The organism is Billgrantia antri (assembly GCF_017868935.1).
In the GTDB taxonomy this organism is placed as follows: Bacteria; Pseudomonadota; Gammaproteobacteria; order Pseudomonadales; family Halomonadaceae; genus Halomonas; species Halomonas antri.
Genome location: NZ_CP053383.1, coordinates 2,479,664 through 2,505,416 on the forward strand (window position 1 = coordinate 2,479,664; position 25,753 = coordinate 2,505,416).

Here is a 25,753-nt window from a genome sequence, read left to right on the forward strand (position 1 = left end):
CCTCCTCGTCTCGTAAGGCCCGTCGAACTTGCTTCGACGGGCCTTTTCCTTGTCTCCGAACTGTGACCGGCCAGCACTCTTCGTTTATGCTCGAGGCACATGAGCATGGCCGCGAGGAAGCGATCGAATGAAAGCCTGGATTCCCCTGGTTCTGCTGAGCCTGTTGCTGGCCGGCTGTCAGATGATGGAGCCGGGGCCGCCCCCGGAGCGCATCGAAGTCATCGAGATCGGCGAGCCACAACGCCCCGATGCCGAGCAGCCCGACGAACGGCGCACCGCTCCTGCACCGCCCCGCATACCCCGCCAGGTGGCATTTCCCGCCGAAGAATATGCCGCACTGCCCAAGACGGGTAGCGCCATCCTGACCGGTCGCCTCAGTCTCAATGGCAGGCCGGGTGCCGGGGAGACCATTGCCGTGGCTCCCGTCACCACCTACTCGGCAGAAGCCGCCGAGCAAGCACTCGCCGGGAGAGCAGTCGAGCCTGCCGATCCTCGCGCGCGCGAGTACACCCACACGACACGCACCGATGGCAACGGCAACTTTACGCTGCGGGGCCTTCCGCCCGGCGAGTTCTACGTTTCGGGCAGCGTGGTGAATCCCACCAACGGGCAGCGTCAGGTCATTCTGCGCCAGGTATCGTTGCGCAACGGCCAGCGTCTCGAGGTCAACCTGAACCGCTGAACCACGCTACCAGCCCAGCGCCTGCTTGACGAAGGGAATGGTCAGCTTGCGCTGGGCGGAAAGCGATGCGCGGTCGAGTACCTCCAACGCTTCGAACAGCTCGTCGAGACGACGTGGGCCACGATGCAGGATGTAACGCGCCACCTCATCGGGCAGCTGCATCCCACGAACCCGGGCACGAAGCTGCAAGGCCTGTAACCGCTCACCATCGTCGAGCCGCTGCAGATGAAAGGTCACGCCCCAGGTCAGGCGCGAGGCCAGATCCGGCAACTTTACCGGCAGCTGGCGAGGCGCCACGGCACCAGCCACCAGCAGCCGCTTGCCGGCATCGCGCAGCCGGTTGAAGGCATGAAAGAGCCCCTCTTCCCAGCGCCGTCGTCCCACGACACTGTCCACGTCATCGATGGCCACCAGGTCGAGCCGTTCGGCGTCCTCGAGCATCAAGGGCGGGAAGTGCCCCAAGTCTCGAAGCGGCAGATAAAGGGCTCGCAGGTCACGATCCGATGCAGCGTGGCAGGCCGCCTGCAACAAGTGGCTGCGACCGCTGCCGGAAGCCCCCCACACATAGAGGAACGGCTCGCCGTCATCGTCGAGCTGACGCGCGAGATGGTCCACCAGGCTGGCATTCGCTGCCGGCAGGAAGCTGTTGAAAGTCGCATCGTCGCGCAGCCCCACCCCCAGTGGCAACTGCGCAGGCGCTCGGCTCATGGTGAATCCTCGTTGCGATGCTCGGGGCCATCGACACCGTACAAGGTGCTTCGCTTGTAGCGATCGTTGAGCTCACGCAAGAGTACCATGATCACCGCCGCAGCCGGCAGCGCCAGCAGCACCCCGGTGAACCCGAACAGGTTGCCACCCGCCAGCACGGCGAAGATGACCGCCACCGGATGCAGGCCGATACGGTCTCCCAACAGCTTGGGCTGCAACAGGGTGCTTTCGAGAGCTTGGCCGGTGGCGAACACCACCACGACGCCCACCAGCGCGAGCCAAGTGCCGAACTGGAAGAAGGCCACCAGCAGCGCCACGCTGATGCCGACGATGAAGCCCAGGAACGGCACGATGCTGGCCAGCCCGGCGACCATGCCGATCAGCAGGCCGAAGCGTACGCCGACGAGCGTCAACCCGAGCGCATAGATGACGCCGAGCGACAGCATGACCAGCAACTGACCACGCAGGAAGGCCGACAGGACCTCGTCGCAACGACGCCCCAGGCGCACTGCATCGGGCTCCCACTGACGTGGCAGCAGGTCGCGCAGGTTGGCCATCATCCTGTCCCAGTCGAGCAGCAGGTAGAACGTCACCACCGGAATCAGCGCAACGTAGGTCACCCAGCTGATGAAGGCCATGCCAGAGCGCCCTACCCGACCCAGCAGCTGAGCCGCGTACTCGCCCGCATTCTGCCAGTTGCTTGCCAGCGTCTGCTGGATGGCATCGAGATCGGCCGTTACGTCGAGCCCCACCCAGTCCTGTAGCTGCGGTGCCAGCACCGTCTGGACCCAGGCGAAGATGCCCGGAATCATCAGGTTGAACTGGCGAATCTGCTGCATGAGCAAGGGAATCAGTATCAGCAGGGCGATCGCCAGCAGGACGGACATGAGCAGGAACACGGCGCATACCGCCAATGTGCGCGACAATCCCAACCGCTCGAGTCGATCGGCCAAGGGGTCGCTCAGGTACGCCAGAATCATGCCTGCAATGAACGGCATCAACATCGTCTCCAACTGGAATAGCAGCCATACCAAGGCCACCACGCCGATCAGGATCCACCACTCTCTGCGCATCACACCTCCCTGCGTTCATCGTTCACGGCGATGCGAGCCGTGTTTCGTGATGCTACAATTCCGGCCCGATCTTGCCCACTGCTTTGGCCGCCTGGCGACTCGCCGCCAGGCGCCGGCCAACGGACCACTAACCGCGTATTTCCTACAGGACAGGCCATGACCGATTCCACCTCTCCCGACAACGCCAAGGCTTCGCTGAGCTACAAGGATGCCGGCGTTGACATCGATGCCGGCAATGCCCTGGTCGACCGCATCAAGGGCGTTGCCAAGCGCACCATGCGCCCCGAGGTGATGGGCGGACTGGGTGGCTTCGGCGCCCTGTGCCAGCTGCCCTCCGGCTATCGCGAACCGGTACTGGTCTCCGGCACCGATGGCGTGGGCACCAAGCTGCGCCTGGCCATGGACCTGGGACGGCATGACACCATCGGCATCGACCTGGTCGCCATGTGTGTCAACGACCTGGTGGTGGCCGGCGCCGAGCCGCTGTTCTTCCTCGACTACTATGCCACGGGCAAGCTCGATGTGGACATCGCCGCCGACGTGGTGAGCGGGATCGGCGAAGGTTGCGAGCGTGCCGGCTGCGCGCTGGTCGGTGGCGAAACAGCAGAGATGCCCGGCATGTACGAAGGCAGCGACTATGACCTGGCCGGCTTCTGTGTCGGCGTGGTTGAGAAGGCCGAGATCCTCGACGGCAGCAAGGTCGGCGAAGGAGACGTGCTGCTGGGCATCGCCTCTACCGGGGCCCATTCCAACGGCTACTCGCTGATCCGCAAGATCCTCGAAGTGAGCGGCGCCTCGCTGGACACCGCCATCGATGGCCAACCCCTGGGTGATGCCCTGCTCGCCCCCACCCGCATCTACGTCAAGCCGTTGCTGTCGCTGATCAAGGAGAGCGGCGTGGCCGTTCACGCCCTGTCCCACATCACCGGCGGCGGCCTGCTGGAAAACGTGCCGCGCGTGCTGCCGGAAACGCTGGCTGCACGCATCGACGTGAACAGCTGGACCCGCCCGGCACTGTTCGACTGGCTGCAGCAGCAGGGCAACGTCGCGGAGCACGAGATGTATCGCGTGCTCAACTGCGGCATCGGCATGGTCGTCGTCATTCCTGCCGACCAGGCCGACCAGGCCCGTGCCCACCTGCAGGCACTGGGCGAGACGGTCTACCGCATCGGCGAGATCATTGTTCGCAGCGAAGATGAAGAAGCCGTGCAACTGGAGAACCTTGAGGCATGAGCGACTACGCCAGCGACACTCTCAACGACCTGACGCCCGAACCGACCGGCGCGCGCCGGGTCGTGGTGCTGATTTCCGGCAACGGAAGCAATCTGCAGGCGCTGATCGACGAACAGACCCACGACCGCCTGGGCGGTGAGATCGTCGCGGTGATCTCCAACGTCGCGGATGCCTACGGCCTGCAGCGGGCCCGCGATGCCGGCATCGACGCCGTGGTGTTGCCCCACGGAGAATACGACACCCGTGAAGCCTACGATGGCGCCCTGATCAAGGTGATCGAGCGCCACGAGCCGGACCTGGTGGTGCTGGCCGGCTTCATGCGTATCCTCAGCTCACGCTTCGTGCAGCGCTTTCACGGCCGCATGCTCAATATTCACCCCTCCCTGCTGCCCGCCTATCGCGGACTCAACACCCACGCCAAGGCACTGGCCGACGGCGTGGCCGAGCACGGCTGCAGCGTGCATTTCGTCACCGAGGAGCTCGATGGCGGCCCGGTGGCGATCCAGGCCGTGGTGAACGTGAGCGGGGATGAGACCGAGACCAGCCTCAAGGAGAAGGTGCACACCCGCGAGCACCTGATCTACCCCATCGCGGTGAAATGGTTCCTCGAAGGGCGGCTGCGCCTCGTGGGCGAGACCGCGGTGCTCGACGGCACCCCGCTTCCGCCCCATGGGCTGCGCCTCTCCCACGCCGACGCCGCCGAAGAGCTGGATGAAGATCTTGACGACGCATGATAGGTGAAGCGCAAAAAAAATTGTAAGAAAGCTGGCGATTTATGTCGCGAGCGATGGCAGGCTGATCGCCGCCGGAGCGCAAAAACCGGAGTGTAGCCTGCTACATGAGGATTTTGAGCACCGCCGGCGGTCAGGATGTCGAGCGCAGCAATTAATCGACGCTTTCTCTCAGATGCGGGGTAAAGTAACCCCCCTCTGCCCCATATACTTGCCGCCGCGATCCTTGTAGGACGTTTCGCACTCCTCGTCCGACTCCAGGAACAGCATCTGCGCCACGCCCTCGTTGGCGTAGATCTTGGCCGGCAGGTTGGTGGTGTTGGAGAACTCCAGGGTCACATGCCCTTCCCACTCGGGCTCCAGCGGCGTGACGTTGACGATGATGCCGCAGCGGGCATAGGTCGACTTGCCCAGGCAGATGGTCAGCACGCTGCGCGGGATTCGGAAGTACTCCACGGTACGCGCCAGGGCAAAGGAGTTGGGCGGAATGATGCAGACATCGCCCTTGATGTCGACGAAGCTCTTCTCGTCGAAGGCCTTGGGGTCGACCACCGCCGAATGGATGTTGGTGAACACCTTGAACTCGTCGGCACAACGAACGTCGTAGCCGTAGCTGGAGGTACCAAAGGAAATCACCCGCTGATCGTTCACGTAGCGCACCTGGTCGGCTTCGAAGGGTTCGATCATGCCTTCCCGCTCGGCCATGCGGCGGATCCAACTATCGGGCTTGATGCTCATGGGGCGTCCTGAGAGAAGTTATATAGCATAGGGCCGCTATCATAGCGGCCCTAGGTGCACTCGTCACGACCGGCGGCCAACGCTGCCGGCCGTGGCGAACTCACTCGCTGAACGAGATACTCGGTCCTTCGTCAGGCGACTGCCCGCCCAGCGCCTCGGCGATCTGTCGCGCCATGTCGCGGAAGGTAGCGCTCACGTCGCCCTCCGGCTCGGCGACCACCGTCGGCCGGCCGCCGTCGACCTGCTCGCGAATCGACAGGGCCAGCGGCAGCTGACCCAGCACGCGAGTGTCGTACTCGCCGGCGATGCGCTCACCGCCGCCCTCACCGAAGATCGGCTCGGCATGGCCGCACTGGGAGCACACGTGCAGGCTCATGTTCTCGACCACACCCAGCACCGGCACGTTCACCTTGCGGAACATTTCGATGCCCTTGCGCGCATCGAGCAGGGCGATGTCCTGTGGCGTCGTCACGATCACGGCTCCATCCACCGGCACCTTCTGCGCCAGCGTCAACTGAATGTCGCCGGTCCCCGGTGGCATGTCGATGAACAGCACGTCGAGATCGTTCCAGGCCGTCTGGGTCAGCAATTGCTGGAAGGCTCCTGCCACCATCGGCCCGCGCCATACCATGGGTTCCCGCGTATCAACCATGAAGGCCATCGACATGGCTTGCACGCCGTGCATTTCCAGCGGCCGGAACTTGTTCTCGCCGGCCTGCTGAGGCCTTACACCTTCCGGCACACCTAACATCTGAGCCTGGCTGGGACCATGGATGTCAGCATCGAGAATCCCCACCCGATAGCCTTCGGCCACCATGGCCAGCGCCAGGTTCACGGTGACGGTGGATTTTCCCACCCCACCCTTTCCGGATGCCACGGCCACGATATGCTTGACCCCTTCGATCACGTTTGACTCCTTGCATGGTTACCTATGGCAGCGCACTTGCACCTGTCCCCACAGTATACGCGCCGATGCCGGCGTCCGAGTGGTATAACCGACACCACGCATGCCTGAAACCGCATGCGGCGAGCCGCAGCTCGCCGCATGGCCGCCTCCGATGCGATCAGTTGCTTTCGGCGTCGGCAGGGGCTTTCTGTGGCTGTTCCTCCTGCTGCGCCTGGCCTTCGCGTTGCTGATCCTCCTGCTGCGCCTGGCCTTCGCGTTGCTGGCCCTCCTGCTGCGCCCGGCCTTGCTGGGAAGACCCGGCCTGCAGCTCCAGATCGGCGAGTGCTTCACGCCACTGAACCAGCTGCGATTCGATCTGCTGCAACTGCTGCCGGCGCCGTTCCAGGCGAGACTGGAGCTCTTCGAGTTCCTGGCGTCCCGACTCGATTTCGGCAGTTAGCCGCTCATGCTCCTGGCGCGCAGCTTCCGTTTCGGTCACGACGTTGTCGCGCTCATCTTGCAAATCGCCGACTTCGCTTTCCACCTCGCTACGCAAGGTCTGGAGGGCTTCGATATCGCTCTCCAGCGCATCGAGCGTCTGCTGGCGCTCGTCGATCGCTTGTGTGAGCGTATCGAGGCGCTGTTCGGCAGACTCGGCCTCTTCACGTAACCGGCCCAGCTCGTTGGTCATCTGCTCACGTTCGGCCTCGGCCTGCTGGCGTTCCTCATCGGCCTGTTGTTGGGCGGCCTCGGTTTCCTGCAGCCGCTGCTCGGCCTCCTGGCGAGCCGTTTCGGCCTCTTCGCGTGCCTGTTGAACGGCTTGGTAGTCGTCACGCAGCGCCGTGAGGTTCTCCTCCATCTCGGCCTGCTCGCCTCGGCGCGACTCGAGTTCGCTCTCCAGCGTTGCCTGCTGTTCCCGCAGCTCCGCGAGTCGGCTTTCCGCTTCGCCGGCTTCGGCCTCGAGCCGATCAATCTCTTCGCGTGCCGCCTGTCGCTCCTCGCCCATGGCGGCCTCCACCGACTGGCGCTCCTCCTCGAGCTCGGTCAAGCGCCGCTGTAACGTCTCGATATTCTCTCCGGCCTGATTGCGCTCATTGAGTTCCGCTAGCAGTTCCTGATGTTCACCCTCGACCGACGACAGCTGCTCTTCGAGCGCTTGACTGCGCTCGCGATGATCGCTCGCACTGTTGTGGGCAAAGATGGCCCAGATGATGGCAAGCACTGCCACGGCAACCACGGCCATGACGCGCTTATCCTTGTAGAGTGGGCTCTCGGGTGTCTCCGACATGGGCTAGACCTCCAGATGGTCCGTCAGTGCCGCCGCCGGAAGGCGACAGCCGCGTATAGAAGTGCTGACCTCCGCTCCCTCCTCAGCATACATAGCGATCCCCCGAGGCGAAAGGAAGCGGCTGAGCGGGGCTCGGCCCCGCACACTGCGTCAACCGAGTCCGTTCCTGTTCAGGGCGTCTCGAGCCGCCAACGGGACCACCAGGATGAGCCCAGCACCTTCACGTCCAGTGCACGCAGCCAGCGTGCTACGACCAGATTCGACTGATGAACGGCGGAATATTGTCGCGGATAGGGCACGAACTCGAGTCCGAACTCTTCACTTGTCACGGACTCGACGCCGGCTCGCTCGAAGTGCCCATCGAGACGCCGCCGCAGACTCAGGACTCGCCTGGCCTCAGCCCGCAGAGGGTAGACTTCGTCTAATCCCTCCGGTGCCAGTCGATGAAACTGATCGGGCGATTCTATCTGTGGATATTCGCCACGTCCCAAACCTGACGCGGTGGGCCACAGCATGGCTGCGATCCCGGCCGGAAAGTGGCGATGCCCCTCGACGTACCAACGCCATTCGCCGTAGCTGTAGCGGACCACACCACCCTCCTCGCGCGGCAGAACCAGGCTGGCGTGGCGACCGTGATCGAGCAAATAGACATCGACAGGACGGGTAAGCGAATGGGGCTCGGGCGGCATGACACGAGCGACGCAGCCGGCCAGCAGCAGCATGCTCAACCCCGCCCCCAGCCAGCGTAGCCAACCGCGCCGATTGCCCATCGCTTGCCTTTCCCCGGGGTCATGCTGCAAGGCTACGTCTCAAATGGGATGAGGCTTCACAACGCCGCCCAACAGTGGGCGTTGGGCCTAGCGCAATCCCAGCATTGACAAGATGAACAGCACCACCACGATCAGACCAATGATATAGATGATATTGCGCATACAGCTCTCCTTGCTGTTCGTTTCAGAAGGGACACGGTAGTCAGCGGGTACCGTCAGCTCCAGTGTAGCGGACGTGTGCCAGGCATCCAGTGAACCTATAGACTTGTCGCCATCGGCCAGCCCGAATACCTTAACCAGCAGGACGCCAACCGGTACACGGAGGGAACCTCGCCATGTCTCGAGATCACAGGGTGCAGCGGGACATGGTCACGCTGTTCCCGCGTACTGCGGCTTTCCTGTGGCGAGTCCTGTGCGCTTTCCTGCGCAACCGCGGTATCTTGTTGGCTGGTGGCGTCGGCTACAACATCCTGCTCTCCATCGTGCCGCTGTTTGCTCTACTCGCCGTACTGCTGACCCAGATCGTCGATGAAGTCGTGTTGCTGGAAGTGCTGAGCGTTCAGGTAGCTCACCTCGCACCCGCCCATGCCGAGGCATTGATGGAGGCGGTGCGCGCCCTGCTGGAGTCGCGTGACGTGATCGGCCTGTTCGGCATCCTGACGCTGTTGATCTTCAGTTCCTTCGTCTTTCGCATGCTGGAAGATGCGCTAGCGATCATCTTCCACACGCCGGAAGCGCACCCCAAACGCCGGATCTGGGTATCGGTGCTGCTGCCCTACCTGTTCATGCTGGTGCTGGGGGCGGGGTTGCTGGCTCTCACCTTGATGGTATCCCTGGCCGAGGCAATCGGCACCTTGTGGCGGTTGGTACTTGGCCGCGACATGCCCTTTTCCGGCCTCTCCGAGCCGCTACTCAACCTTTTCAGCTTCCTCGGTGTCTTCCTGCTGTTCAGCGCCATCTACAAGGTCCTGCCCGTCGTGAAGATAGCCTTGAAGAGGGCTCTGGTTGGCGGCTTCGTCGCTGCCCTGCTGTGGGAAGGGATCCGTTTCCTGCTGATGTTCTATTTTCTCAACGTCTCACTGGTCAACGTGGTCTATGGCTCGCTGGCCACGCTGATCGTGGTACTACTCACGCTCGAGGCAGGTGCCGTCATCGTGCTGCTTGGCGCCCAGATCATCGCCGAGCTCGAGTACAATGCCCGCCGCGGCCTGCCGTGGTATGTCGATCCGCGGCGGCAGGCTGTGACCCATGTGGATTAGATACCATCTCAATGATGGGGGCGACGCCTTCGCAGTCGGCTCAACAACTGAAACAGCGCCTTGCCGCTGACCATGCCAAGCACGTAGATGACAAGCAGTAGCAACGCCAACGGCATGCGGGCACTCCAGGTCAAGAAACGCACCTCGACCAAGGCGATGTTTTGCACGAAGAGAATCGCGACCAGTAGCGTGATGATGATCTTGACCGCCAGCATGAGCGTATCCATGCGCACTCCTTTATCGTTTTGCTTATTCAAGCTGGGCAGTGGAAGGTTGCCTGTCAACTTGAGCCAACTAGCGGTGGCTGCCAGGACGATACGCCCGGCTAACGCCGGGCATGCAGGAGGGAGCACTGGCGGTTCGCAATCAGCCGAAAGCGAACAGTGCACCAGCAGCGGCTATCAGAGCGCCCAGCGCCCGCAGGAGGCGATTCTCACGAGCCATCAGCAACGCCCCCGTCGCACGACCCGCATAGGCGATGGCAAGTGTCGCCAAGGTGAAACCAGCCAGGTACGCCAGCATCGAGGCGCCATGTGGCATCTCGCTGCCATGGGCATGGCCGTGGAAGAGCATGAACAGCACCACCACGCCGGCGCCAATGGCAGAGGGCAGCTTGACCAGTGCGGCGACCAATACGCCGGCCAGCAGTACCGACATGGCGATGCCGAATTCCACCCCCGGAAGCGCGAAGCCGCCCCAGGCCAGGCCAGCCCCCAGTAGCATGCCGCCCGCGGCGAGCAGCGGCGCGACAAGGCTGAAGGCACGACCCTGGCGCAGGCTCCAAAGCCCCACTGCCAGCATCGCCAGCAAATGATCGAATCCCAGCAACGGGTGGGCCAGGCCGGCGGCAAAGCCGCTGCCATGGGCATGGTCATGGCCCGGGTGGCCAACGGCCAGGCCTGCGACCAGCAACATGAGGGGGGCGCCGGCCAGTGCCAGGCGCGCAGCGGTAGAAGGATGGTTCTTCATGGTTGCGATCTCCTTGCCGATGAGGAAAACGGGTTTGAGCTCAAGCGTTGGCAGGCTGGGCCTGGGGTCGGCGCTCAGGCAGCATGCCGCGGTCGAGAATGAAGCGGATGATCTCCTCGAGACCCACGCCGTCGTAGAGATTGGTGAAGACGGATGGGCGCTCGCCGCGCATTGTCTTCGAGTCGCGCTCCATCACCTCCAGCGAGGCGTGAACCTGCTCGGCGATGTCGATCTTGTTGATGATCAGCAGATCCGACTTGGTGATGCCGGGCCCGCCCTTGCGCGGGATCTTGTCGCCGGCGGAGACGTCGATCACGTAGAGGGTCAGGTCGGAGAGCTCGGGGCTGAAGGTGGCCGAGAGGTTGTCGCCGCCGGACTCCACCAGCACCAGCTCGAGGCCCGGATGGCGCCCCTGCAGCTCGTCGATGGCAGCGAGGTTCATCGAGGCATCCTCGCGAATCGCCGTGTGCGGGCAGCCGCCGGTCTCCACGCCGAGAATACGGTCGGCCGGCAGCGCCTCGTGGCGCAGCAGAAAGTCGGCATCCTCGCGGGTGTAGATATCGTTGGTGACCACGGCGATGTCGTATTGGTCGCGCAGCGCCAGGCACAGCTGCTTGAGCAGGGCCGTCTTGCCGGAACCCACTGGGCCGCCGACACCGATGCGTAGGCAATGTGTCATGTCGTTACTCCTCGTTCATTCTTGAATGCAGCCTGCCTGGACATGGGAACACGCCGGCTCACCACGCCACGCGACCGAAACCCTGGCCATCCGGCCGGTCTCAGCGGTCGGAAAGACGGCACATCCCTGTGCCGGCTTTCCTCGATCTTCATCCATGAAGATCGACCGCTTCGCTTCGGCCGTCTTGCCAGCGGCCGCGCGAGGTGGATTCGCCAGCGCTCCCCCATATCCCTTGTGCGTCATGTATTCATTCACCTGACGCCACGGTTCATCGCAATCAACTCCGAAAAAGCCGCGAGTACTGCGTTTCGTGCAGTGCACTAGCCAATGCCAGCCCGGGCAGCGCCGGGCCGAGTTCGTCGTCCTTCAGCTCGAGTGCTTCATCCACCGCTGCCACCAGCGCCGGACGCAGCCGTTCGACCAGTCGCTGGGCCGCGGTATGCCCCAGCGGCAGTGCCTTGCAGGCCACCGCCAGTTGGTTCTCGAGCCAGGACCAGGCGAAGCCGAGCATGGCCTGGCGCGGCGCCACCCCACGCACTTGGGCGGCCCAGGCGAATACGGTCACGTAACCCGCCCCCTCCGGCAGCGCGGTAGCCTCAGCGGAAAAATTGGAGGGCAACAGCTCCAGGTTGCCAAGCAGCCGAGCCAGCGACGCCCCCAGCCGCGAGTCCTCCGCCGCCAGCTCGGCGGTCTCACGGTTGGCGGCGAGCCAACGGTCCCACTGGTCTATCGCCTCGCCGTCTCCCCTCGCCCAGGCCTGCTGCAAACGCACCAGAACCGGCAGCTCACAGCGCGTCAGGCCGTCATCGAGCACACCGGCAAGCCATTCGCCCAGGCTCGCTTCGTCATCCACCCAGCCCAGCTCGAAGGCGCTCTCGAGCCCCTGGGAAAAGGCGAAGGCGCCGATCGGCAGCGCCGGGCTGACCAGTTGCATCAGTCCCAGCAAAGCCAGATCATCGCCCTGTGGCAATACCGCCCTGGGCGCCCCCTCAATGGGCATGGCGGTGTCCATGTTCATGGTGGCCGTGCTCATGGCCATGATCGTGGTCGTGCGCATGTGCGTGGCCGAGCTGGTTGTAGGCGCCCGGCTCGGGATCGAAAGGAGCTTCGTGCCGTTCCAGGCTCGCGCCCAGCAGCTCGGCCAGCTCTTCCAGTACGTGGTCCGGCGGGAAGCGTACGTACCCTCCTTTCTCGTCCTCGCCTAACGCCAGCTGCACATGGCGATTGCCCAGATGATAGGCGAGCCGCGCCAGCGGCAAGCCCGCCGCGACCCTGGCGGTCACCATCGGCTCGGCAGCGGCCCGAATGCGCACGGTCTCGCCACTCTCGGCGCGCAGGCCCTCGCCGTCGCGCAGCACCGGTCCGCGGTCGAGGAACAAGCCCAGCTCGCGTCCGGCGTCGCTCAGCGCCTTGAGCCGGCCACGAATGCGCAGCTCATAGGGCAGCGTCAGAGTGTCCGCCTCCTGGCTCGCCTCGATGGGTCCCAGGCGTTCGATCAGTTTCAGCATGGGTATTGCCTCTTCGCTGGCCGCCAGCCTTGCCCTCGCTCAACGCCACGTGACCGAAACCCTGCCCCCTCGGGCGGACTCCTGCGGTCGGAAAGACGGCACATCCCTGTGCCGGCTTTCCTCGATCTTCATCCATGAAGATCGACCGCGTCGCTTCGCCCGAGGGGTCAGCGGTCACGCGAGGTTTCGCGATGACAAGCTGGCTTGGCGATGTCGTCATGGTTCAAAACAGGTGATAGCGCTGCGCCAATGGCAGCTCCGTGGCCGGCTCGCAGGCCAGCAGCTCGCCGTTGCAGCGCACCTCGTAGGTCTGCGGATCGACGCTGAGCTCGGGGCAGGCATCGTTGAGCTTCATGTCGCTCTTGCGCACACCGCGTACGTTCCTGCACGCCGCCAGCGGGCTTTGCAGGCCCAGCCGCTCCTTGATGCCGCCGTCCAGCGACGCCTGGCTGACGAATGTCAGCCGTGACTGACTCGCCGCGCGGCCGAAGGCGCCGAACATGGGGCGGTAATGCACCGGCTGCGGTGTGGGAATCGAGGCGTTGGGATCGCCCATGGGTGCCGCCGCGATCATCCCCGCCTTGAGGATCAGCGCCGGCTTGACGCCGAAGAAGACCGGGCTCCACAGCACCAGGTCGGCCAGCTTGCCGACTTCGATGGAACCCACCTCATGGCTGATGCCATGCGTAATCGCCGGATTGATGGTGTACTTGGCGATGTAGCGCTTGGCGCGGAAATTGTCGGCGCCGAGTGCCTCGTCTTCGGGCAACAGGCCGCGCTGCACCTTCATCTTGTGGGCGGTCTGCCAGGTGCGGCACACCACCTCCCCAACCCGCCCCATGGCCTGGGAGTCCGAGGCGATCATCGAGATCACCCCCAGATCCTGCAGGATGTCCTCGGCGGCGATGGTCTCGCGGCGAATGCGCGAATCGGCAAAGGCCACGTCTTCGGGAATGTTGGGATCGAGGTGGTGACACACCATCAACATGTCGAGGTGCTCGTCGATGGTGTTCACCGTGTAGGGCCGGGTCGGGTTGGTCGACGACGGCAGCACGTAGGGCTTGGAGCAGGCAATCAGGATGTCCGGCGCATGACCGCCACCGGCGCCCTCGGTGTGATAGGTGTGGATGCCGCGCTCCTTGAACGCCGCCAGGGTATCCTCGACGAAGCCCGACTCGTTGAGGGTGTCGGTGTGAATGGCGATCTGTACGTCGTAGCGCTCGGCCACGCTCAGGCAGGTGTCGATGGAGGCCGGGGTAGTGCCCCAGTCCTCGTGCAGCTTGAGACCGATGGCGCCGGCTTCGATCTGCGCCTCCAAGGCTTCGGGCAGGCTGGCGTTGCCCTTGCCGAGCAGGCCGATATTCATCGGCAGCTCATCCACGGCCTGCAGCATCCTGCCGATGTGCCAGGCGCCCGGCGTGCAGGTGGTGGCATTGGAGCCGGTGGCCGGCCCCGTGCCGCCGCCGAGCATGGTGGTAATACCGCTCATCAGCGCCTCTTCCACCTGCTGGGGGCAGATGAAGTGGATATGCGCGTCGATGCCACCGGCGGTGAGGATCTTGCCCTCACCGGCAATGATTTCGGTGCCGGGGCCGATGACGATGTCGACGTCGGGCTGGGTGTCGGGATTGCCCGCCTTGCCGATGACCGCGATGCGCCCTGCCTGGATGCCCACATCCGCCTTGACGATGCCCCACCAGTCGAGGATCAGCGCATTGGTGATCACGGTGTCCATCACCGCATCGTCACAGCGCTGGCTCTGCCCCATGCCATCGCGGATTACCTTGCCGCCGCCGAACTTAACCTCGTCGCCATAGTGGGTGGCATCGCGCTCGACCTCGATCCACAGCTCGGTGTCGCCCAGACGCACTCGGTCGCCCACGGTGGGGCCGTACATGTCGGCATAGGCCTGCCGGCTGATGCGATTGGGAGAATGAGAGCTCATGCGTCACCTCCATTCAGCTTGCCCATCACGTCGCCGCGAAAACCATAGATATGGCGCGTGCCGGCAAAAGGAATCAGCGTGACCTCTCGCGTCTGACCCGGCTCGAAGCGAATCGCTGTGCCCGCCGCCACGTCCAGCCGAAAGCCGCGTGCCTTGGTGCGGTCGAAAACGAGCGCCGGATTGGTTTCGGCGAAGTGGTAATGAGAGCCGACCTGGATCGGCCGGTCGCCGGTATTGGCCACCTCGACCGTAATCCGCTCGCGCCCGGCGCAAAGCTCGATCTCGCCGTCCTTCAACTGATACTCACCGGGAATCATTGGACCTTCCCTCTACGTTGTGGCTGCCATTGAGCAGCTAGAACCGTCGACAGCTAAAACTGAGCGAACGAAGGCCAGGCAAGGCGGCGAGCGACAAAAAAGCGGAGTTTACTTTAGTAAATGAGCATTTTTTGTCGTGAAGCCAACACAGCATGGCCGAGTGCAGCCAGTTTTAGACGATCGGTGTGTGGACCGTGACCAGCTTCGTGCCATCGGGAAAGGTGGCTTCCACCTGCACCTCGTGCACCATCTCGGCCACCCCATCCATCACATCGTCGCGGCCGAGGATCTCGCGGCCGTAGCTCATCAACTCGGACACGCTGCGGCCGTCGCGCGCGCCTTCGATGATCTCGAAGCTGATCAGCGCCACCGCCTCCGGGTAGTTGAGCTTGAGGCCGCGAGCCCGGCGTCGCTCGGCCAGTTGGGCGGCCGAGAACAGCAGCAGCTTGTCCTTGTCTCTCGGAGTCAGTTCCATGCGAGTCTCCTGGAATCGTCAGGTGAACCAGATACGTGGGGGATGGGGAGGAGAATCGATCATCAGCGGCCTGAGACAGGCCCAGGCCTGCTGGCAAAGATCCCAGGCCTCGTTGCGCTCATGCCCCAGGTAGCGCAGCAGCAGCACGCCATGGCGCATGGTGACCGCCCAGCGCGGGCTCGCCGCGATTGCATTACGCAGCGCCTCGACGGCACTAGACTCGTCGGCAAGACCTACGGCCCACAGCGTGGCCTGCACGCTGGCACCACCCTGCCCCCAGCGTCCCTTGAAGCGCGGTTGAGCCGGATCGAGCGGCTGACGCTCCAGCCACAGCGGCTTGCCATCTCGCAACAGACGAAAGCGCTGCTCGATTCGGCCCGACACGTAGGGCAGCCGGCTCGCCGGTCGGCCCAGCGCCAGCACCTCCCAGCCCAGGCAACGCGCATCGTCGGCCAATTCGATGGTCGTGTGCTGCTCACCGCACGAGCCATCGAAGGCGATGGTCTCCTGGGGCAGCCACTCGAGCACTCCACCCGGCGCCACCTGCAACCCGGTACGCTGGGACCAGGCCACGCCATGACTGTCGGCACGATAGAGCTTGTTGGCCGCAGGGGTCGTCACCAATGCGCGGGCACCCGACTCGACCCGAACCGAGACGTGCAACACATCGCCACTTACCAGCCCGCCGGGCGGATGCAGCAGGTAGACATGACACGAGCCCTCGCGGCCCTCGGGGTAGAAAGGCCGCTGCACCCGCAACGGGCCCTGGTGACGAGCCCGCACCAGGCGGGTGGTGTCCTGGCGGCTGTCGAAGCCGAGTTCCAGCGACCCCACCCAGCGGCGGCCGGCATCGAAGCGGTGACCGGAGGCGCTGGGCGGCAGCAGTGTCTTGGCGTCGAAACGAGCCGTCATTGGCATCGGCCTTTTGCAACAGGGTTCGGCCTCTTCGTCGAGGCTTTGCCCTATTCATGGCAACCGCTGTACCAGAACGGTGAAATGTAGAAAAAATAAATACAATTCATTGAGTTATTTTGTATACAGCCACACCTGCAAAGGTCAGCTTCGCACCAGATTGGCGCACACAAGCCAGCGCAGCGCACAGTTTGTGCGCAAGAGCGCCTGACGACCCCTTTGGCCATGGCCCAGAACGGTGCAGGAAAAATTCCCAGCTTGGCAATACGGCTAGACCGTCAGGTGCTCCTTGATCAGGGCATCGGACAGCTCAGCGATCGCACCCTTGGCCACCGGTCGGCCGCGGTCCATGATCGCGAAGCGATCGGCATATTTGCGGGCGAAGGGTAGCTTCTGCTCCACCAGCAGTACGGTCAGGCCATCCTCGGCGATCAGCTGGCGAATCACCTCGCCGATCAGGGTGACGATATTGGGCTGGATCCCCTCCCCCGGCTCGTCGAGGATCAGCAGCCGAGGCTCGATCACCAGCGCCCGGCCGATGGCCAGTTGCTGCTGCTGGCCGCCCGAGAGATCGCCACCGCGGCGGTGCCTCATTTCTTCGAGCACCGGGAAGAGCTCGAAGATGCGCTCCGGAACGGTGCGCCGGCCATCGCCGCGAGCCGCCAGACCGGTGCGCAGGTTCTCCTCCACGGTGAGCAGCGGAAAGATCTGCCGCCCCTGGGGCACGTAACCGATCCCCAGCCGCGAACGATCCTCCACCCGCCGCCGGGTCAACTCGACATCGTCGACATAGCGGATGCTGCCGGAGGCCACCGGCACCTCACCCATGACGGCCTTCATCAGGGAGGTCTTGCCCACCCCGTTGCGCCCCATCACGCAGGTGCACAGGCCCGCCGGCACGGTCAGGTCTAGATCCCACAGGGTATGGGACTCGCCATAGAACTGATTGAGCTTGTCGATCTCGAGCATCAGACCTCCTCCTCGGCTTCGGCACCCAGGTAGACCTCGACCACCCGCGGGTCGCTCGATACCTGGTCCATGCTGCCCTCCGCCAGCACACTGCCCTGATGCAGTACCGTCACCTTGCGCGCGATGGAGCGCACGAAGCCCATGTCGTGCTCGACGACGACAACGGATTGTTTTCCTGCGAGACCGGTCAGCAGCTCGGCGGTACGTTCCATCTCCTGCTCGGTCATGCCCGCTACCGGCTCGTCCACCAGCAACAGGCGCGGCCGCTGCATCAGGAGCATGCCAATCTCCAGCCACTGCTTCTGGCCGTGGGATAGGATGCCCGCCTGACGCACACGCAGCTCGGCCAAGCCGATGGTCGTGAGAACCTCGTCGATGCGGTCGCGAATCTCGCCGTTCATGCGCGCAGCGAGCGTGGGCAGGATGCGCTTGTCGGCGGCCATTGCCAGCTCCAGGTTCTCGAATACCGTCAGCGCCTCGAACACCGTGGGTTTCTGGAACTTGCGGCCGATGCCGAGGCTGGCGATCTGCGGCTCGTTCATGGCCAGCAGGTCGTGGCGGCTACCGAACCACACCTTGCCGCTGTCGGGCCGGGTCTTGCCGGTGATGATGTCCATCATGGTGGTCTTGCCGGCGCCGTTAGGCCCGATGATGCAGCGCAGCTCGCCGTCGTCGATGGTCAGATTGAGGTCGTTGATCGCCTTGAAGCCGTCGAAGCTGACCGTCACGTCCTCCAGGTAGAGGATCGGCCCGTGTCGCACGTCAACCGGCGACTCTACGGGGACCAGGAAATCGAATACCCGATCACGGCTGGCCAGGGAACGCAAAATGCTCATGCCGAAGCCTCCTTGGCGGAAAACGAAGCGTCAGCGTCACGACGGCGGCGCAGCCGCAGCGACAGCAGCCCCGCTACACCACGCGGCAGGAACACCGTGACCAGCACGAAGAGCCCGCCCAGGGCAAACAGCCAGGCATCCGGCATTGCCCCGGTGAACACCGTCTTGGCATAGTTGACCAGGATCGCCCCGATCACCGCGCCATAGAGGGTCGACCGACCGCCCAGCGCCACCCACAGTACGATCTCGATGGAAAACAGCGGCGAGAACTCGCTGGGGTTGATGATCCCCACCTGGGGCACGTAGAGCGCCCCGGCCAGGCCCGCCAGCATGGCCGAGACCACGAACACGAACAGTTGGAAGCGCTCGACCCGGTAGCCGAGGAAGCGCGTGCGCGCCTCGGCATCGCGGGTCGCCACGCACACCCGGCCCAGCTTGCTGGTGACGATCGCCCGGCAAAGCAAGTAGCCCACTGCCAGCGCCACGCCACTGGCCAGGAACAGCCCCAGGCGAGTCTCGCTGCTGCGCAGGTTGAAACCGAGAATCTCACGGAAATCGGTCAGCCCGTTGTTGCCGCCGAAGCCCATCTCGTTGCGGAAGAAGGCCAGCATCAGGGCGAAGGTCAGCGCCTGGGTGATAATCGACAGATAGACCCCGGTGACCCGCGAGCGAAACGCCAGGAAGCCGAATATCAGCGCCAGCGCTCCCGGCGCCAACAGCACCATCAGGAAGGCAAATCCGGCCATGTCGAAGCCATGCCAGTACCAGGGCAGGCTGTCCCAGTTGAGGAACACCATGAAGTCGGGCAGCACCGGGTGGCCGTAGACGCCGCGGTCGCCGATCTGGCGCATCAGGTACATGCCCATGGCATAGCCGCCCAGGGCGAAGAAGGCGCCATGGCCCAGGCTGAGAATACCGAGAGAGCCCCACACCAGGTCCACCGCCACCGCCAGTAGGGCGTAGCTCAGGTACTTGCCGAACAAGTTAACGGTATAAGCGCTGACATGGAGCGAGTGCCCCGGTGGCACGGCCAGGTGCAGCAGCGTCACCAGCGCCATCGCTGCCAGCAGCACAGCAATGAAGATCAGCGTCGAGCGCTCGCCGAACGGCCGCATCAGCCACGATCTCGATTGCATGGATCAGCCCTCCGCCGCCCGGCCCCTCTGCGGGAAGAGTCCGCGGGGGCGCTTTTGAATGAACAGGATGATGAACACCAGCACGATGATCTTGGCCATTACGGCCCCGGCCCAGGGTTCCAGCACCTGGTTGATGACGCCGAGCGACAGCCCCGCCACCAGGGTGCCCCACAGGTTGCCCACGCCGCCGAAGACCACCACCATGAAGGAGTCGATGATATAGTTCTGGCCCAGGTTGGGCCCCACGTTGGTGAGCTGGGACAGCGCCACGCCGGCCAGCCCCGCCACGCCGGAGCCCAGGGCGAAGGTCAGGATGTCGACCCGCGTGGCGCGAATGCCCATCGAACGCGCCATGGCGCGGTTCTGGGTCACCGCCCGCACCTCCAGCCCAAGCCGGGTGCGGCGCATGATCAGCACCAGTGCGGCGAACACCACCAGGGCGAAGCCAAGCACCACCATGCGGTTGAGCGTGAGAGAGAGCGCATCGTTGATGGCGATGGAGCCGCTCATCCACTCAGGCGTGATGACGGTGCGGTTGAGCGGCGAAATCACGGTACGCACCAGCTGCTGCAGGATCAGGCTGATACCGAAGGTCGCCAAGAGCGTCTCCAGCGGCCGACCTTTGAGGAACTGGATGACGCCGCGCTCGATGGCGATACCCGCCAGCGCCGCGACCAGGAAGCCGGCGGGAATCGCCAGGATCAACGCCAGCCCCGGCTGGCCCGGCAGCAGTTGCTGCATGGCCCAGGTGGTGTAGGCGCCGAGCATGATCAGCTCGCCATGCGCCATGTTGATCACGCCCATCACGCCGAAGGTGATCGCCAGGCCAATGGCGGCGAGTACCAGCACCGAGCCCAGCGACAGGCCGAAGTAGAGGGTCTCGACCGCGCGGTTGACCTTGAGCATCTGCTCGATGCTGTTCAACGCCTCGCGGGCGCCATCGACCAAGGCAGGATCGTCACTGTTGAGTACGCGATTGAGAGCGACCCGCACCCGGGGGTGCAGGCTGCCGCGCAGATCGTCTATCGCCGCGAACTCGCCCTGCTCCAGGCGGTAAATGGCCAGCGCCTGGATCAACCGCTCTTGCACCCTGGCATCCGGCTCCTCCTCGATCACCTCGGCCAGGGGGCCGGCCAGGTCGCCATCGACCTCGCCCAGCAGGCGCTCGGCCGAAGCGCGACGCAACCCGACATCGGCAGCATAGAGATCGACCACTGCGATGGCACTGCGCAGCTGGTTGCGCAGCGCGTTGTTGATGCCCATCCGCTCCAGGTCACGGCGCGACATCTCGCCCAACGCCTCGCCGGTCAGGGCGTCCTCGACCGGCCACTGGCGGCCCGAGTTGTCGAGCGCGACCACGAAGCGACCGTCGTCGGTGCGCTGCAGGCGGCCATCGAGCAAGGCTTGGAGCCAATCCCGTGCGCGGGGATCGTCGCTGCGCACGATGGCCTCGATGGCTTCGCCCTTGGCGGAAAACGACGACACGTCCAGCGCCTCGAGAAGCGCCTGTGCCGCTGTATCGTCGGCCCCTTCAGCCTCCTGCGCGGAGACGGGAGCGGTCAATGTAAGGCCAAGCACGAATGCGAGGGCCAGAACGAGAACCATCAGCCACGAGCCCCTCGTTGCAGCGTGCATGGGCTCGCTGTCTTCGGCAGCGCTGCCGGCCCTCGCCCCGACCGCCGCTGGCCCGGGCATGGGGGGATATCGCATTAGGGAATTCCTCGGGATCGGTAGAGAAGGCGCGCTCCCCCGCTGCATGGCAGCGGGGGCTATGCAGGTCTTACTCGGCAAGTGCCGCTTCGGCCTCTTCGGCGGCGGTGCTTCCGCCGCAGCTGCCGCTGGCCACGTTGAAGTTGCCGCACTCCATGGGCTTGCGCCAGTCGGAGATCAGGTCACGCGAGCCGGGCAGGTAGTCGGACCAGGCATCGCCTGCCACGGTGGAGGGGGTCTGCCAGACGATGTCGAACTGGCCGTTGTCCTGCACCTCGCCGATCAGCACCGGCTTGGTGATGTGATGGTTGGGCATCATCGCCGCATAGCCGCCGGTCAGATTGGGCACGGTCACGCCGATGATGGCGTCCTTGACCGTATCGACCTCGGTGGTGCCGGCCTTGCGCACCGCCTCGGCCCACATGTTGAAGCCGATGTAGTGCGCTTCCATGGGGTCGTTGGTTACCGCTTCCTCATCGCCGGTGTAGTCGATCCAGGCGTCGATGAAGTCGTAGTTGGCATCGCTATCCACGCTCATGAAGTAGTTCCATGCCGCCAGGTGACCGACCAGCGGGCCGGTATCGATGCCGGAGAGTTCCTGCTCGCCCACCGAAAAGGCAATGACCGGAATGTCGGCGGCATCGATGCCCTGGTTGGCCAGCTCGCGATAGAACGGCACGTTGGCATCACCGTTGATAGTCGATATCACCGCGGTCTTCTTGCCCTCGCTGCCGAAGCGGCGCACCTCGGCGACGATGTTCTGCCAGTCGGAGTGACCGAATGGCGTGTAGTTGATCATGATGTCCTCATCGGCGATGCCGTGCTCCTCCTTGAGGAAGGCTTCGAGGATACGATTGGTCGTGCGTGGGTAGACGTAATCGGTGCCGAGCAGTGCGAAGCGTTCCACGCCCACTTCGTTGAGCAGATACTCCACCGCCGGTATGGCCTGTTGGTTGGGCGCCGCGCCGGTGTAGAAGACGTTCTCGGATGACTCCTCGCCCTCGTACTGCACCGGATAGAACAGCAGGCCATTGAGCTCCTCGAATACCGGCAGCACGGCCTTGCGCGACACCGAGGTCCAGTTGCCGAAGACCACGTCCACCTCATGCTGCTCAAGCAGCTCACGGGCACGCTCGGCGAACAGCGGCCAGTTGGAGGCCGGGTCGACCACCACCGCCTCGAGCTGACGTCCCAGCAGACCGCCCTGCTCGTTCTGCTGCGCGATCAGCATCTCGACGGTGTCCTTTAGGGTCGATTCGCTGATCGCCATGGTGCCGGACAGCGAGTGCAGGATACCCACCTTGATGGGCTCTTGCTGGGCCACGGCGTGGCTGGCGAAGCCAAGGGCGGCAACCGACAGCAGCGCTGCGGCGGTAGAACGAAGCGGATAAGGCATGATGCGACGGGAAGCGTTCACTCGAACCTCCTTGCGCCCTCCTGCGGGAGGGACTTGTTGTGAAGTTCATGCACGACCGGTAGTGGCCGTGCAGCACTAGGCTTCCTGTCTATGCAACGCTTGCGCCATCGTGCGACAAAATCCGAAGAACGCTTTTCCTACAATCGATTACGCTTGGCTTGCTCGTGCGGTCATCCGCCTGGCGCACCGCAGCCGTGCATGGAAAGAAACGAGGTTGCGCTGCTAAGGAACGCCTGCACCGCTCGCAGGCACCAAGCCGGTGCATGCCCCCTCCCTGAACGCAAACAGGGGCGCCGATCGCTCGGCGCCCCTGGTGACGGCTGGATACTGGCCCGGTCATCTCTTCCCGGGACGACACCTAGGTCTCAATCGCCCTCCGGATTGCCAGCCGCAGCGGCGGTCGTCACCTTCATGCGGCGACGCAGGATGGGCCCGACGATATAGGGCAGGATCAGGCCCAGGCCGGCGAACACCCACAGCCCGATGGCCAGGCCGCTTCCCCACAGGATGCTCCAGTCGCCGTCGGAAATGCCCATGGCGTGACTGAGGTTCTTCTCCATCTCCGGCCCCAGCAGCAGGCCGAGGATGATCGGCACCAGCGGAATATCCAACTTGCGCAGTACATAGCCGGCAACCCCGAAGGCCACCATGAAGTAGAGGTCGAAAGTGGTATTGCTGATCGAGTAGATACCCACGAAGGCAATCATCGTCACGCATGGCAGCAGGAACATCGGCGGCACCGACAACAGCTTGACGAAGATGCCCACCAGCGGGATGTTGAGTATCAGCAGCAGGAAGTTGCCGATCAGAAGTGCCGCGATCACGCCCCAGACGATGTCGGCGTTCTGAGTGAACATCAATGGCCCGGGGGTGATATTGAGCGAGATCAGCAGCGCCAGCAGCACCGCGGTAGTGCCGCTTCCCGGCACGCCCAGCGTCAGCATGGGCACCAGGGCACCGCTCGAGGCACCGTTATTGCCAGCCTCGGGGCCGGCCACACCGCGCGGGTCGCCCTCGCCGAAGTAGCCTTTCTTGCCCACTGCTTTTTTCTCCAGCGTATAGCCGATGAAGCTGCCCAGCGAGGCCCCGGCACCGGGCAGCACGCCCGCAATGAAGCCGAGGACGCCGCCTCGCAGGCTCGACGGCAGGATGTTGCGAATGTCGGCCCAGGAGAGCTTGAGCTTGTTGACGACCATCTTTGCCTTGCCGCCGCCGGCTCGCTCCTCGATGAAGAAAAGCAGCTCCGAAATGGCGAACAACCCGACGATGGCGATGATGAAGTCGATGCCCTCGTAAAGTTCCAGGGTGCCGAAGGTATAGCGCTGCACGCCGGTACTGTCGATACCCACGGTGGCCACCATCAGCCCGAGGCAGGCCGCCACCACCGTCTTGACGGGGTTCTTGCCGGTGATGCCGCCCAGCGTGGCAAAGGCCAGCAGGAACAACGCAAAGTACTCGGCGGGCCCGAAGGTCAGGGCGAAGCGTGCCAGCACCGGCGCCAGCAGGATCAGGCCCACGGTGGCAACCAGACTGCCAATGAAGGAGGCGATAGCGGAGATCGCCAGCGCCTCGGCGGCCTTGCCCTGCTGGGCCATGGGGTAGCCGTCGAGACAGGTCATCATGGCCGGCTCGTCGCCGGGAATATTCAGCAGAATCGACGAGATGCGCCCGCCGTACATGGCCCCGGCGTAGACCGCCGTAAGCATGATCAACGCGGTTTCCGGGGCCAGTCCCAGAGAGAAGGCCAGCGGTATCAGGATGGCCACGCCATTGGCCGGTCCCAGGCCCGGCAGCGCACCGATCAGGGTCCCGAGAAAGGCGCCCAGCAGGGCGAACATCAGGTTGTGCGGGGCGAGCGCCACCCCGAAGCCATCGATCAGAAAGCCAAGGGTTTCCATCAGCTCACCTCCAGAAACGAGAGCAGGCCCAGCGGTAGCGCGAGATCAAGAGCGAAGCTGAACAGCAGGAAGACCACAACGCCCGCTACCGCTCCGACCAGATAGGCACGCAGTGGCGCGGCGCCCATGCGCCAGCACAGGGTTCCGACGGCCAGCGTGGTGCTGATGATGAAGCCCAGCGGCTCGAGCAGCATGGCATAGAGCACCAGCACGATAACGGCAACGATCAGCTCGACGCCGGTACGGCTCCAGGGCCAGGCGTTATCCGGGTCGGGTCGCACGATCAGGTAGAGGCTAGAAAGCCCCAGCACCACGGCCAGCAATGTAGGAAAGGTATCGGGCCCGATCGACTCGGACCCACCGAACGGTTCGGGAAACTGGCTGGCGCCCCAGCCGTACGCGACGGCCAGGACGATCAGCAGAATACCGAAAATGCGGTCGTTGAATGCCATTACTGAATCAACCCGATGTCCTTGGAGAGCGTCTCGATGTCGTCAATCTGGTTCTTGACGAATGTCTCGAACTCACCGGCGCTCATATGGAACGGCATCAGACCGTTGTTGGTCATGATGTCCTGCCACTCCTGGCTCGCATAGATGGTATCCATGGCATCGACCCAGTACTGCTTGGCCTCGTCGGAGATGTCGGCCGGCATGTAGAAGCCGCGCCAGTTTGGCCCGACGGCATCGATACCCTGCTCCTTGGCGGTGGGAATATCGGCGAAATCGCCAGGCAGACGCTCGTCTGACAGCACCGCCAGCACGCGCAGGTCACCGGACTCCATGAAGCCCTGCGCCTCGCTGATGTCGCCGGTGAACGCATCCACGTGCCCGCCAACAACCTGGGTCATGGCCTCGCCACCGTTGTTGTAGGAGAGATAGGGAATGCGCGGCAACTCGTCGACACCGGCCGCATCCGCCGCGATCAGCACCTTGAGGTGGTCCCAGCCGCCCTTGGCGCTACCGCCGGCGAACTTGACGCTGCGCGGGTCTTCCTTGAGCGCTTCCATCAGCTCGGGCAGGTCGTCATAGTCGGAGTCGGCGGCCACGGCGATCACGCCATAGTCGGCACCGAGCGCCCCGATCCAGTTGACCATGTCGGCGGTCATGCCCGGAAACTGGCCTTGGGCCAGGCGAGTGGTGGTGGCGGTGGAAGCCGCGACCAGCAGTTGTTCGTCACCGGCGCGCTTGGACACGGTATGGGCGAAAGCCACACCGCCGCCGGCACCCGCCATGTTCACGGTCTGCACGCTGCGCGGTACCAGGCTCAGCTCTTCCAGTACGTTGCCCACGCTGCGGCAGGTGAAATCCCAGCCGCCGCCCGGGTCGGCCGGGGCGAGACATTCCACCTTACCCTGCGGCTCGAAAGCCATGGCGCTGCCCGCGCTCAGTGTGAAAGCGGCAATGGCGATGAGTTTGAGTGGCGTTTTCGTGGACATTGTTGTTGTCCCTCCGGTCTTGGCGTGTTGTGAAATGTGACTTGCGGTCTTTCATCGGCTACCTTACAATTCTGTAAGGCAGAACAACGTTCTTCAGGATAGAAATTAGGCGTGCCGAAAGGCAGCGTCAATGCATCGGGTCGCAATTGCGACCAAAGTTCAATGCCTCCAGACTC

General features: G+C 64.1%; 27 protein-coding genes. 4 read left to right on the forward strand and 23 right to left on the reverse strand.

The window, feature by feature from the left end; genetic code table 11:
* Positions 1 to 127 precede the first annotated feature (127 nt).
* On the forward strand, positions 128 to 682 hold the full coding sequence (locus HNO53_RS11540) for a carboxypeptidase-like regulatory domain-containing protein (RefSeq protein WP_209472263.1): 555 nt from the start codon (positions 128 to 130) through the stop codon (positions 680 to 682).
* Positions 683 to 688: 6 nt separating this feature from the next.
* On the opposite strand, the gene hda is transcribed toward HNO53_RS11540, so the two are convergent.
* Both hda and HNO53_RS11550 read right to left on the reverse strand, forming a co-directional pair.
* Positions 689 to 1,390 (reverse strand): DnaA regulatory inactivator Hda, encoded by a 702-nt coding sequence (gene hda / locus HNO53_RS11545; RefSeq protein ID WP_209472264.1) that lies wholly within the window; start codon positions 1,388 to 1,390, stop codon positions 689 to 691.
* On the reverse strand, positions 1,387 to 2,463 hold the full coding sequence (locus tag HNO53_RS11550) for an AI-2E family transporter (protein ID WP_209472265.1): 1,077 nt from the start codon (positions 2,461 to 2,463) through the stop codon (positions 1,387 to 1,389). The genes hda and HNO53_RS11550 overlap by 4 nt, the downstream gene beginning before the upstream one ends.
* A gap of 156 nt (positions 2,464 to 2,619) precedes the next feature.
* Here HNO53_RS11550 and purM point away from each other — a divergent pair, with 156 nt between their 5' ends.
* Positions 2,620 to 3,696 carry a phosphoribosylformylglycinamidine cyclo-ligase gene (gene purM / locus HNO53_RS11555; protein ID WP_209472266.1) on the forward strand — a complete coding sequence of 359 codons (1,077 nt, stop codon included), beginning with the start codon at positions 2,620 to 2,622 and terminating at the stop codon, positions 3,694 to 3,696.
* Entirely contained in the window at positions 3,693 to 4,430 is a 738-nt protein-coding gene (gene purN, locus HNO53_RS11560) for a phosphoribosylglycinamide formyltransferase (protein WP_209472267.1), read from the forward strand. Before purM ends, purN begins: the two co-directional genes overlap by 4 nt.
* Before the next feature lie 168 nt (positions 4,431 to 4,598).
* On the opposite strand, the gene dcd is transcribed toward purN, so the two are convergent.
* From dcd to HNO53_RS11580, 4 genes are all read right to left on the reverse strand, one after another.
* Entirely contained in the window at positions 4,599 to 5,165 is a 567-nt protein-coding gene (dcd, locus tag HNO53_RS11565) for a dCTP deaminase (RefSeq protein WP_209472268.1), read from the reverse strand.
* A 100-nt stretch (positions 5,166 to 5,265) separates the two neighbouring features.
* Complete coding sequence (gene apbC, locus HNO53_RS11570; protein ID WP_275951341.1) at positions 5,266 to 6,072, reverse strand: iron-sulfur cluster carrier protein ApbC; 807 nt, start codon at positions 6,070 to 6,072, stop codon at positions 5,266 to 5,268.
* 157 nt (positions 6,073 to 6,229) lie between these two features.
* Positions 6,230 to 7,339, reverse strand: coding sequence for a coiled-coil domain-containing protein (locus HNO53_RS11575; RefSeq protein ID WP_209472269.1), 1,110 nt, complete (start codon positions 7,337 to 7,339; stop codon positions 6,230 to 6,232).
* A 170-nt stretch (positions 7,340 to 7,509) separates the two neighbouring features.
* Entirely contained in the window at positions 7,510 to 8,109 is a 600-nt protein-coding gene (locus HNO53_RS11580; RefSeq protein WP_209472270.1) for a hypothetical protein, read from the reverse strand.
* A gap of 335 nt (positions 8,110 to 8,444) precedes the next feature.
* On the opposite strand from HNO53_RS11580, the gene HNO53_RS11585 reads away from it, so the two are divergent.
* Entirely contained in the window at positions 8,445 to 9,368 is a 924-nt protein-coding gene (locus tag HNO53_RS11585) for a YihY/virulence factor BrkB family protein (RefSeq protein ID WP_209472271.1), read from the forward strand.
* A gap of 8 nt (positions 9,369 to 9,376) precedes the next feature.
* Here the strand turns inward: HNO53_RS11585 and HNO53_RS11590 are convergent, their stop codons facing one another.
* The 17 genes from HNO53_RS11590 to HNO53_RS11670 all read right to left on the reverse strand — a co-directional run bounded on the left by HNO53_RS11590 (position 9,377) and on the right by HNO53_RS11670 (position 25,577).
* Complete coding sequence (locus tag HNO53_RS11590; RefSeq protein WP_209472272.1) at positions 9,377 to 9,595, reverse strand: lipopolysaccharide assembly protein LapA domain-containing protein; 219 nt, start codon at positions 9,593 to 9,595, stop codon at positions 9,377 to 9,379.
* A gap of 139 nt (positions 9,596 to 9,734) precedes the next feature.
* A complete protein-coding gene (locus HNO53_RS11595) occupies positions 9,735 to 10,337 on the reverse strand; it encodes a HupE/UreJ family protein (RefSeq protein ID WP_209472273.1) in 603 nt (200 codons plus the stop codon).
* Positions 10,338 to 10,377: 40 nt separating this feature from the next.
* Positions 10,378 to 11,016 (reverse strand): urease accessory protein UreG, encoded by a 639-nt coding sequence (gene ureG, locus HNO53_RS11600; protein ID WP_209472274.1) that lies wholly within the window; start codon positions 11,014 to 11,016, stop codon positions 10,378 to 10,380.
* Positions 11,017 to 11,293: 277 nt separating this feature from the next.
* Positions 11,294 to 12,028 (reverse strand): urease accessory protein UreF, encoded by a 735-nt coding sequence (locus HNO53_RS11605; RefSeq protein ID WP_420827867.1) that lies wholly within the window; start codon positions 12,026 to 12,028, stop codon positions 11,294 to 11,296.
* Positions 12,006 to 12,524, reverse strand: coding sequence for an urease accessory protein UreE (ureE, locus tag HNO53_RS11610; RefSeq protein ID WP_209472275.1), 519 nt, complete (start codon positions 12,522 to 12,524; stop codon positions 12,006 to 12,008). The genes HNO53_RS11605 and ureE overlap by 23 nt, the downstream gene beginning before the upstream one ends.
* A 223-nt stretch (positions 12,525 to 12,747) precedes the next feature.
* Complete coding sequence (gene ureC, locus HNO53_RS11615; protein ID WP_209472276.1) at positions 12,748 to 14,469, reverse strand: urease subunit alpha; 1,722 nt, start codon at positions 14,467 to 14,469, stop codon at positions 12,748 to 12,750.
* On the reverse strand, positions 14,466 to 14,786 hold the full coding sequence (locus tag HNO53_RS11620) for an urease subunit beta (protein WP_209472277.1): 321 nt from the start codon (positions 14,784 to 14,786) through the stop codon (positions 14,466 to 14,468). The genes ureC and HNO53_RS11620 overlap by 4 nt, the downstream gene beginning before the upstream one ends.
* 172 nt (positions 14,787 to 14,958) lie before the next feature.
* A complete protein-coding gene (locus tag HNO53_RS11625) occupies positions 14,959 to 15,261 on the reverse strand; it encodes an urease subunit gamma (RefSeq protein ID WP_209472278.1) in 303 nt (100 codons plus the stop codon).
* Between the two features lie 18 nt (positions 15,262 to 15,279).
* A complete protein-coding gene (locus tag HNO53_RS11630) occupies positions 15,280 to 16,173 on the reverse strand; it encodes an urease accessory protein UreD (RefSeq protein WP_209472279.1) in 894 nt (297 codons plus the stop codon).
* Positions 16,174 to 16,443: 270 nt separating this feature from the next.
* Entirely contained in the window at positions 16,444 to 17,142 is a 699-nt protein-coding gene (urtE, locus tag HNO53_RS11635) for an urea ABC transporter ATP-binding subunit UrtE (RefSeq protein ID WP_209472280.1), read from the reverse strand.
* A complete protein-coding gene (urtD, locus tag HNO53_RS11640; RefSeq protein WP_209472281.1) occupies positions 17,142 to 17,978 on the reverse strand; it encodes an urea ABC transporter ATP-binding protein UrtD in 837 nt (278 codons plus the stop codon). The genes urtE and urtD overlap by 1 nt, the downstream gene beginning before the upstream one ends.
* Positions 17,975 to 19,114, reverse strand: a complete 1,140-nt coding sequence (urtC, locus tag HNO53_RS11645; protein WP_209472282.1) for an urea ABC transporter permease subunit UrtC — start codon at positions 19,112 to 19,114, stop codon at positions 17,975 to 17,977. The genes urtD and urtC overlap by 4 nt, the downstream gene beginning before the upstream one ends.
* 3 nt (positions 19,115 to 19,117) lie before the next feature.
* Positions 19,118 to 20,719, reverse strand: a complete 1,602-nt coding sequence (gene urtB, locus HNO53_RS11650; RefSeq protein ID WP_242597404.1) for an urea ABC transporter permease subunit UrtB — start codon at positions 20,717 to 20,719, stop codon at positions 19,118 to 19,120.
* A 175-nt stretch (positions 20,720 to 20,894) separates the two neighbouring features.
* Entirely contained in the window at positions 20,895 to 22,220 is a 1,326-nt protein-coding gene (gene urtA / locus HNO53_RS11655; protein WP_209478623.1) for an urea ABC transporter substrate-binding protein, read from the reverse strand.
* A gap of 386 nt (positions 22,221 to 22,606) precedes the next feature.
* Positions 22,607 to 24,139 (reverse strand): tripartite tricarboxylate transporter permease, encoded by a 1,533-nt coding sequence (locus tag HNO53_RS11660; RefSeq protein WP_209472283.1) that lies wholly within the window; start codon positions 24,137 to 24,139, stop codon positions 22,607 to 22,609.
* The gene (locus HNO53_RS11665; protein ID WP_209472284.1) at positions 24,139 to 24,591 is read right to left on the reverse strand and encodes a tripartite tricarboxylate transporter TctB family protein; all 453 of its coding nucleotides are present in this window, start codon (positions 24,589 to 24,591) and stop codon (positions 24,139 to 24,141) included. The genes HNO53_RS11660 and HNO53_RS11665 overlap by 1 nt, the downstream gene beginning before the upstream one ends.
* On the reverse strand, positions 24,591 to 25,577 hold the full coding sequence (locus HNO53_RS11670; RefSeq protein WP_209472285.1) for a Bug family tripartite tricarboxylate transporter substrate binding protein: 987 nt from the start codon (positions 25,575 to 25,577) through the stop codon (positions 24,591 to 24,593). Before HNO53_RS11670 ends, HNO53_RS11665 begins: the two co-directional genes overlap by 1 nt.
* Positions 25,578 to 25,753 lie beyond the last annotated feature (176 nt).

Coding starts and splice junctions, on each gene's coding strand:
- HNO53_RS11540 (WP_209472263.1), top strand. CDS start 128: ATGAAAGCCTGGATTCCCCTGGTTCTGCTGAGCCTGTTGCTGGCCGGC.
- hda (WP_209472264.1), bottom strand. CDS start 1,390: ATGAGCCGAGCGCCTGCGCAGTTGCCACTGGGGGTGGGGCTGCGCGAC.
- HNO53_RS11550 (WP_209472265.1), bottom strand. CDS start 2,463: ATGCGCAGAGAGTGGTGGATCCTGATCGGCGTGGTGGCCTTGGTATGG.
- purM (WP_209472266.1), top strand. CDS start 2,620: ATGACCGATTCCACCTCTCCCGACAACGCCAAGGCTTCGCTGAGCTAC.
- purN (WP_209472267.1), top strand. CDS start 3,693: ATGAGCGACTACGCCAGCGACACTCTCAACGACCTGACGCCCGAACCG.
- dcd (WP_209472268.1), bottom strand. CDS start 5,165: ATGAGCATCAAGCCCGATAGTTGGATCCGCCGCATGGCCGAGCGGGAA.
- HNO53_RS11575 (WP_209472269.1), bottom strand. CDS start 7,339: ATGTCGGAGACACCCGAGAGCCCACTCTACAAGGATAAGCGCGTCATG.
- HNO53_RS11580 (WP_209472270.1), bottom strand. CDS start 8,109: ATGGGCAATCGGCGCGGTTGGCTACGCTGGCTGGGGGCGGGGTTGAGC.
- HNO53_RS11585 (WP_209472271.1), top strand. CDS start 8,445: ATGTCTCGAGATCACAGGGTGCAGCGGGACATGGTCACGCTGTTCCCG.
- HNO53_RS11590 (WP_209472272.1), bottom strand. CDS start 9,595: ATGGATACGCTCATGCTGGCGGTCAAGATCATCATCACGCTACTGGTC.
- HNO53_RS11595 (WP_209472273.1), bottom strand. CDS start 10,337: ATGAAGAACCATCCTTCTACCGCTGCGCGCCTGGCACTGGCCGGCGCC.
- ureG (WP_209472274.1), bottom strand. CDS start 11,016: ATGACACATTGCCTACGCATCGGTGTCGGCGGCCCAGTGGGTTCCGGC.
- HNO53_RS11605 (WP_420827867.1), bottom strand. CDS start 12,028: ATGGACACCGCCATGCCCATTGAGGGGGCGCCCAGGGCGGTATTGCCA.
- ureE (WP_209472275.1), bottom strand. CDS start 12,524: ATGCTGAAACTGATCGAACGCCTGGGACCCATCGAGGCGAGCCAGGAG.
- ureC (WP_209472276.1), bottom strand. CDS start 14,469: ATGAGCTCTCATTCTCCCAATCGCATCAGCCGGCAGGCCTATGCCGAC.
- HNO53_RS11620 (WP_209472277.1), bottom strand. CDS start 14,786: ATGATTCCCGGTGAGTATCAGTTGAAGGACGGCGAGATCGAGCTTTGC.
- HNO53_RS11625 (WP_209472278.1), bottom strand. CDS start 15,261: ATGGAACTGACTCCGAGAGACAAGGACAAGCTGCTGCTGTTCTCGGCC.
- HNO53_RS11630 (WP_209472279.1), bottom strand. CDS start 16,173: ATGACGGCTCGTTTCGACGCCAAGACACTGCTGCCGCCCAGCGCCTCC.
- urtE (WP_209472280.1), bottom strand. CDS start 17,142: ATGCTCGAGATCGACAAGCTCAATCAGTTCTATGGCGAGTCCCATACC.
- urtD (WP_209472281.1), bottom strand. CDS start 17,978: ATGAGCATTTTGCGTTCCCTGGCCAGCCGTGATCGGGTATTCGATTTC.
- urtC (WP_209472282.1), bottom strand. CDS start 19,114: ATGCAATCGAGATCGTGGCTGATGCGGCCGTTCGGCGAGCGCTCGACG.
- urtB (WP_242597404.1), bottom strand. CDS start 20,719: ATGGTTCTCGTTCTGGCCCTCGCATTCGTGCTTGGCCTTACATTGACC.
- urtA (WP_209478623.1), bottom strand. CDS start 22,220: ATGCCTTATCCGCTTCGTTCTACCGCCGCAGCGCTGCTGTCGGTTGCC.
- HNO53_RS11660 (WP_209472283.1), bottom strand. CDS start 24,139: ATGGAAACCCTTGGCTTTCTGATCGATGGCTTCGGGGTGGCGCTCGCC.
- HNO53_RS11665 (WP_209472284.1), bottom strand. CDS start 24,591: ATGGCATTCAACGACCGCATTTTCGGTATTCTGCTGATCGTCCTGGCC.
- HNO53_RS11670 (WP_209472285.1), bottom strand. CDS start 25,577: ATGTCCACGAAAACGCCACTCAAACTCATCGCCATTGCCGCTTTCACA.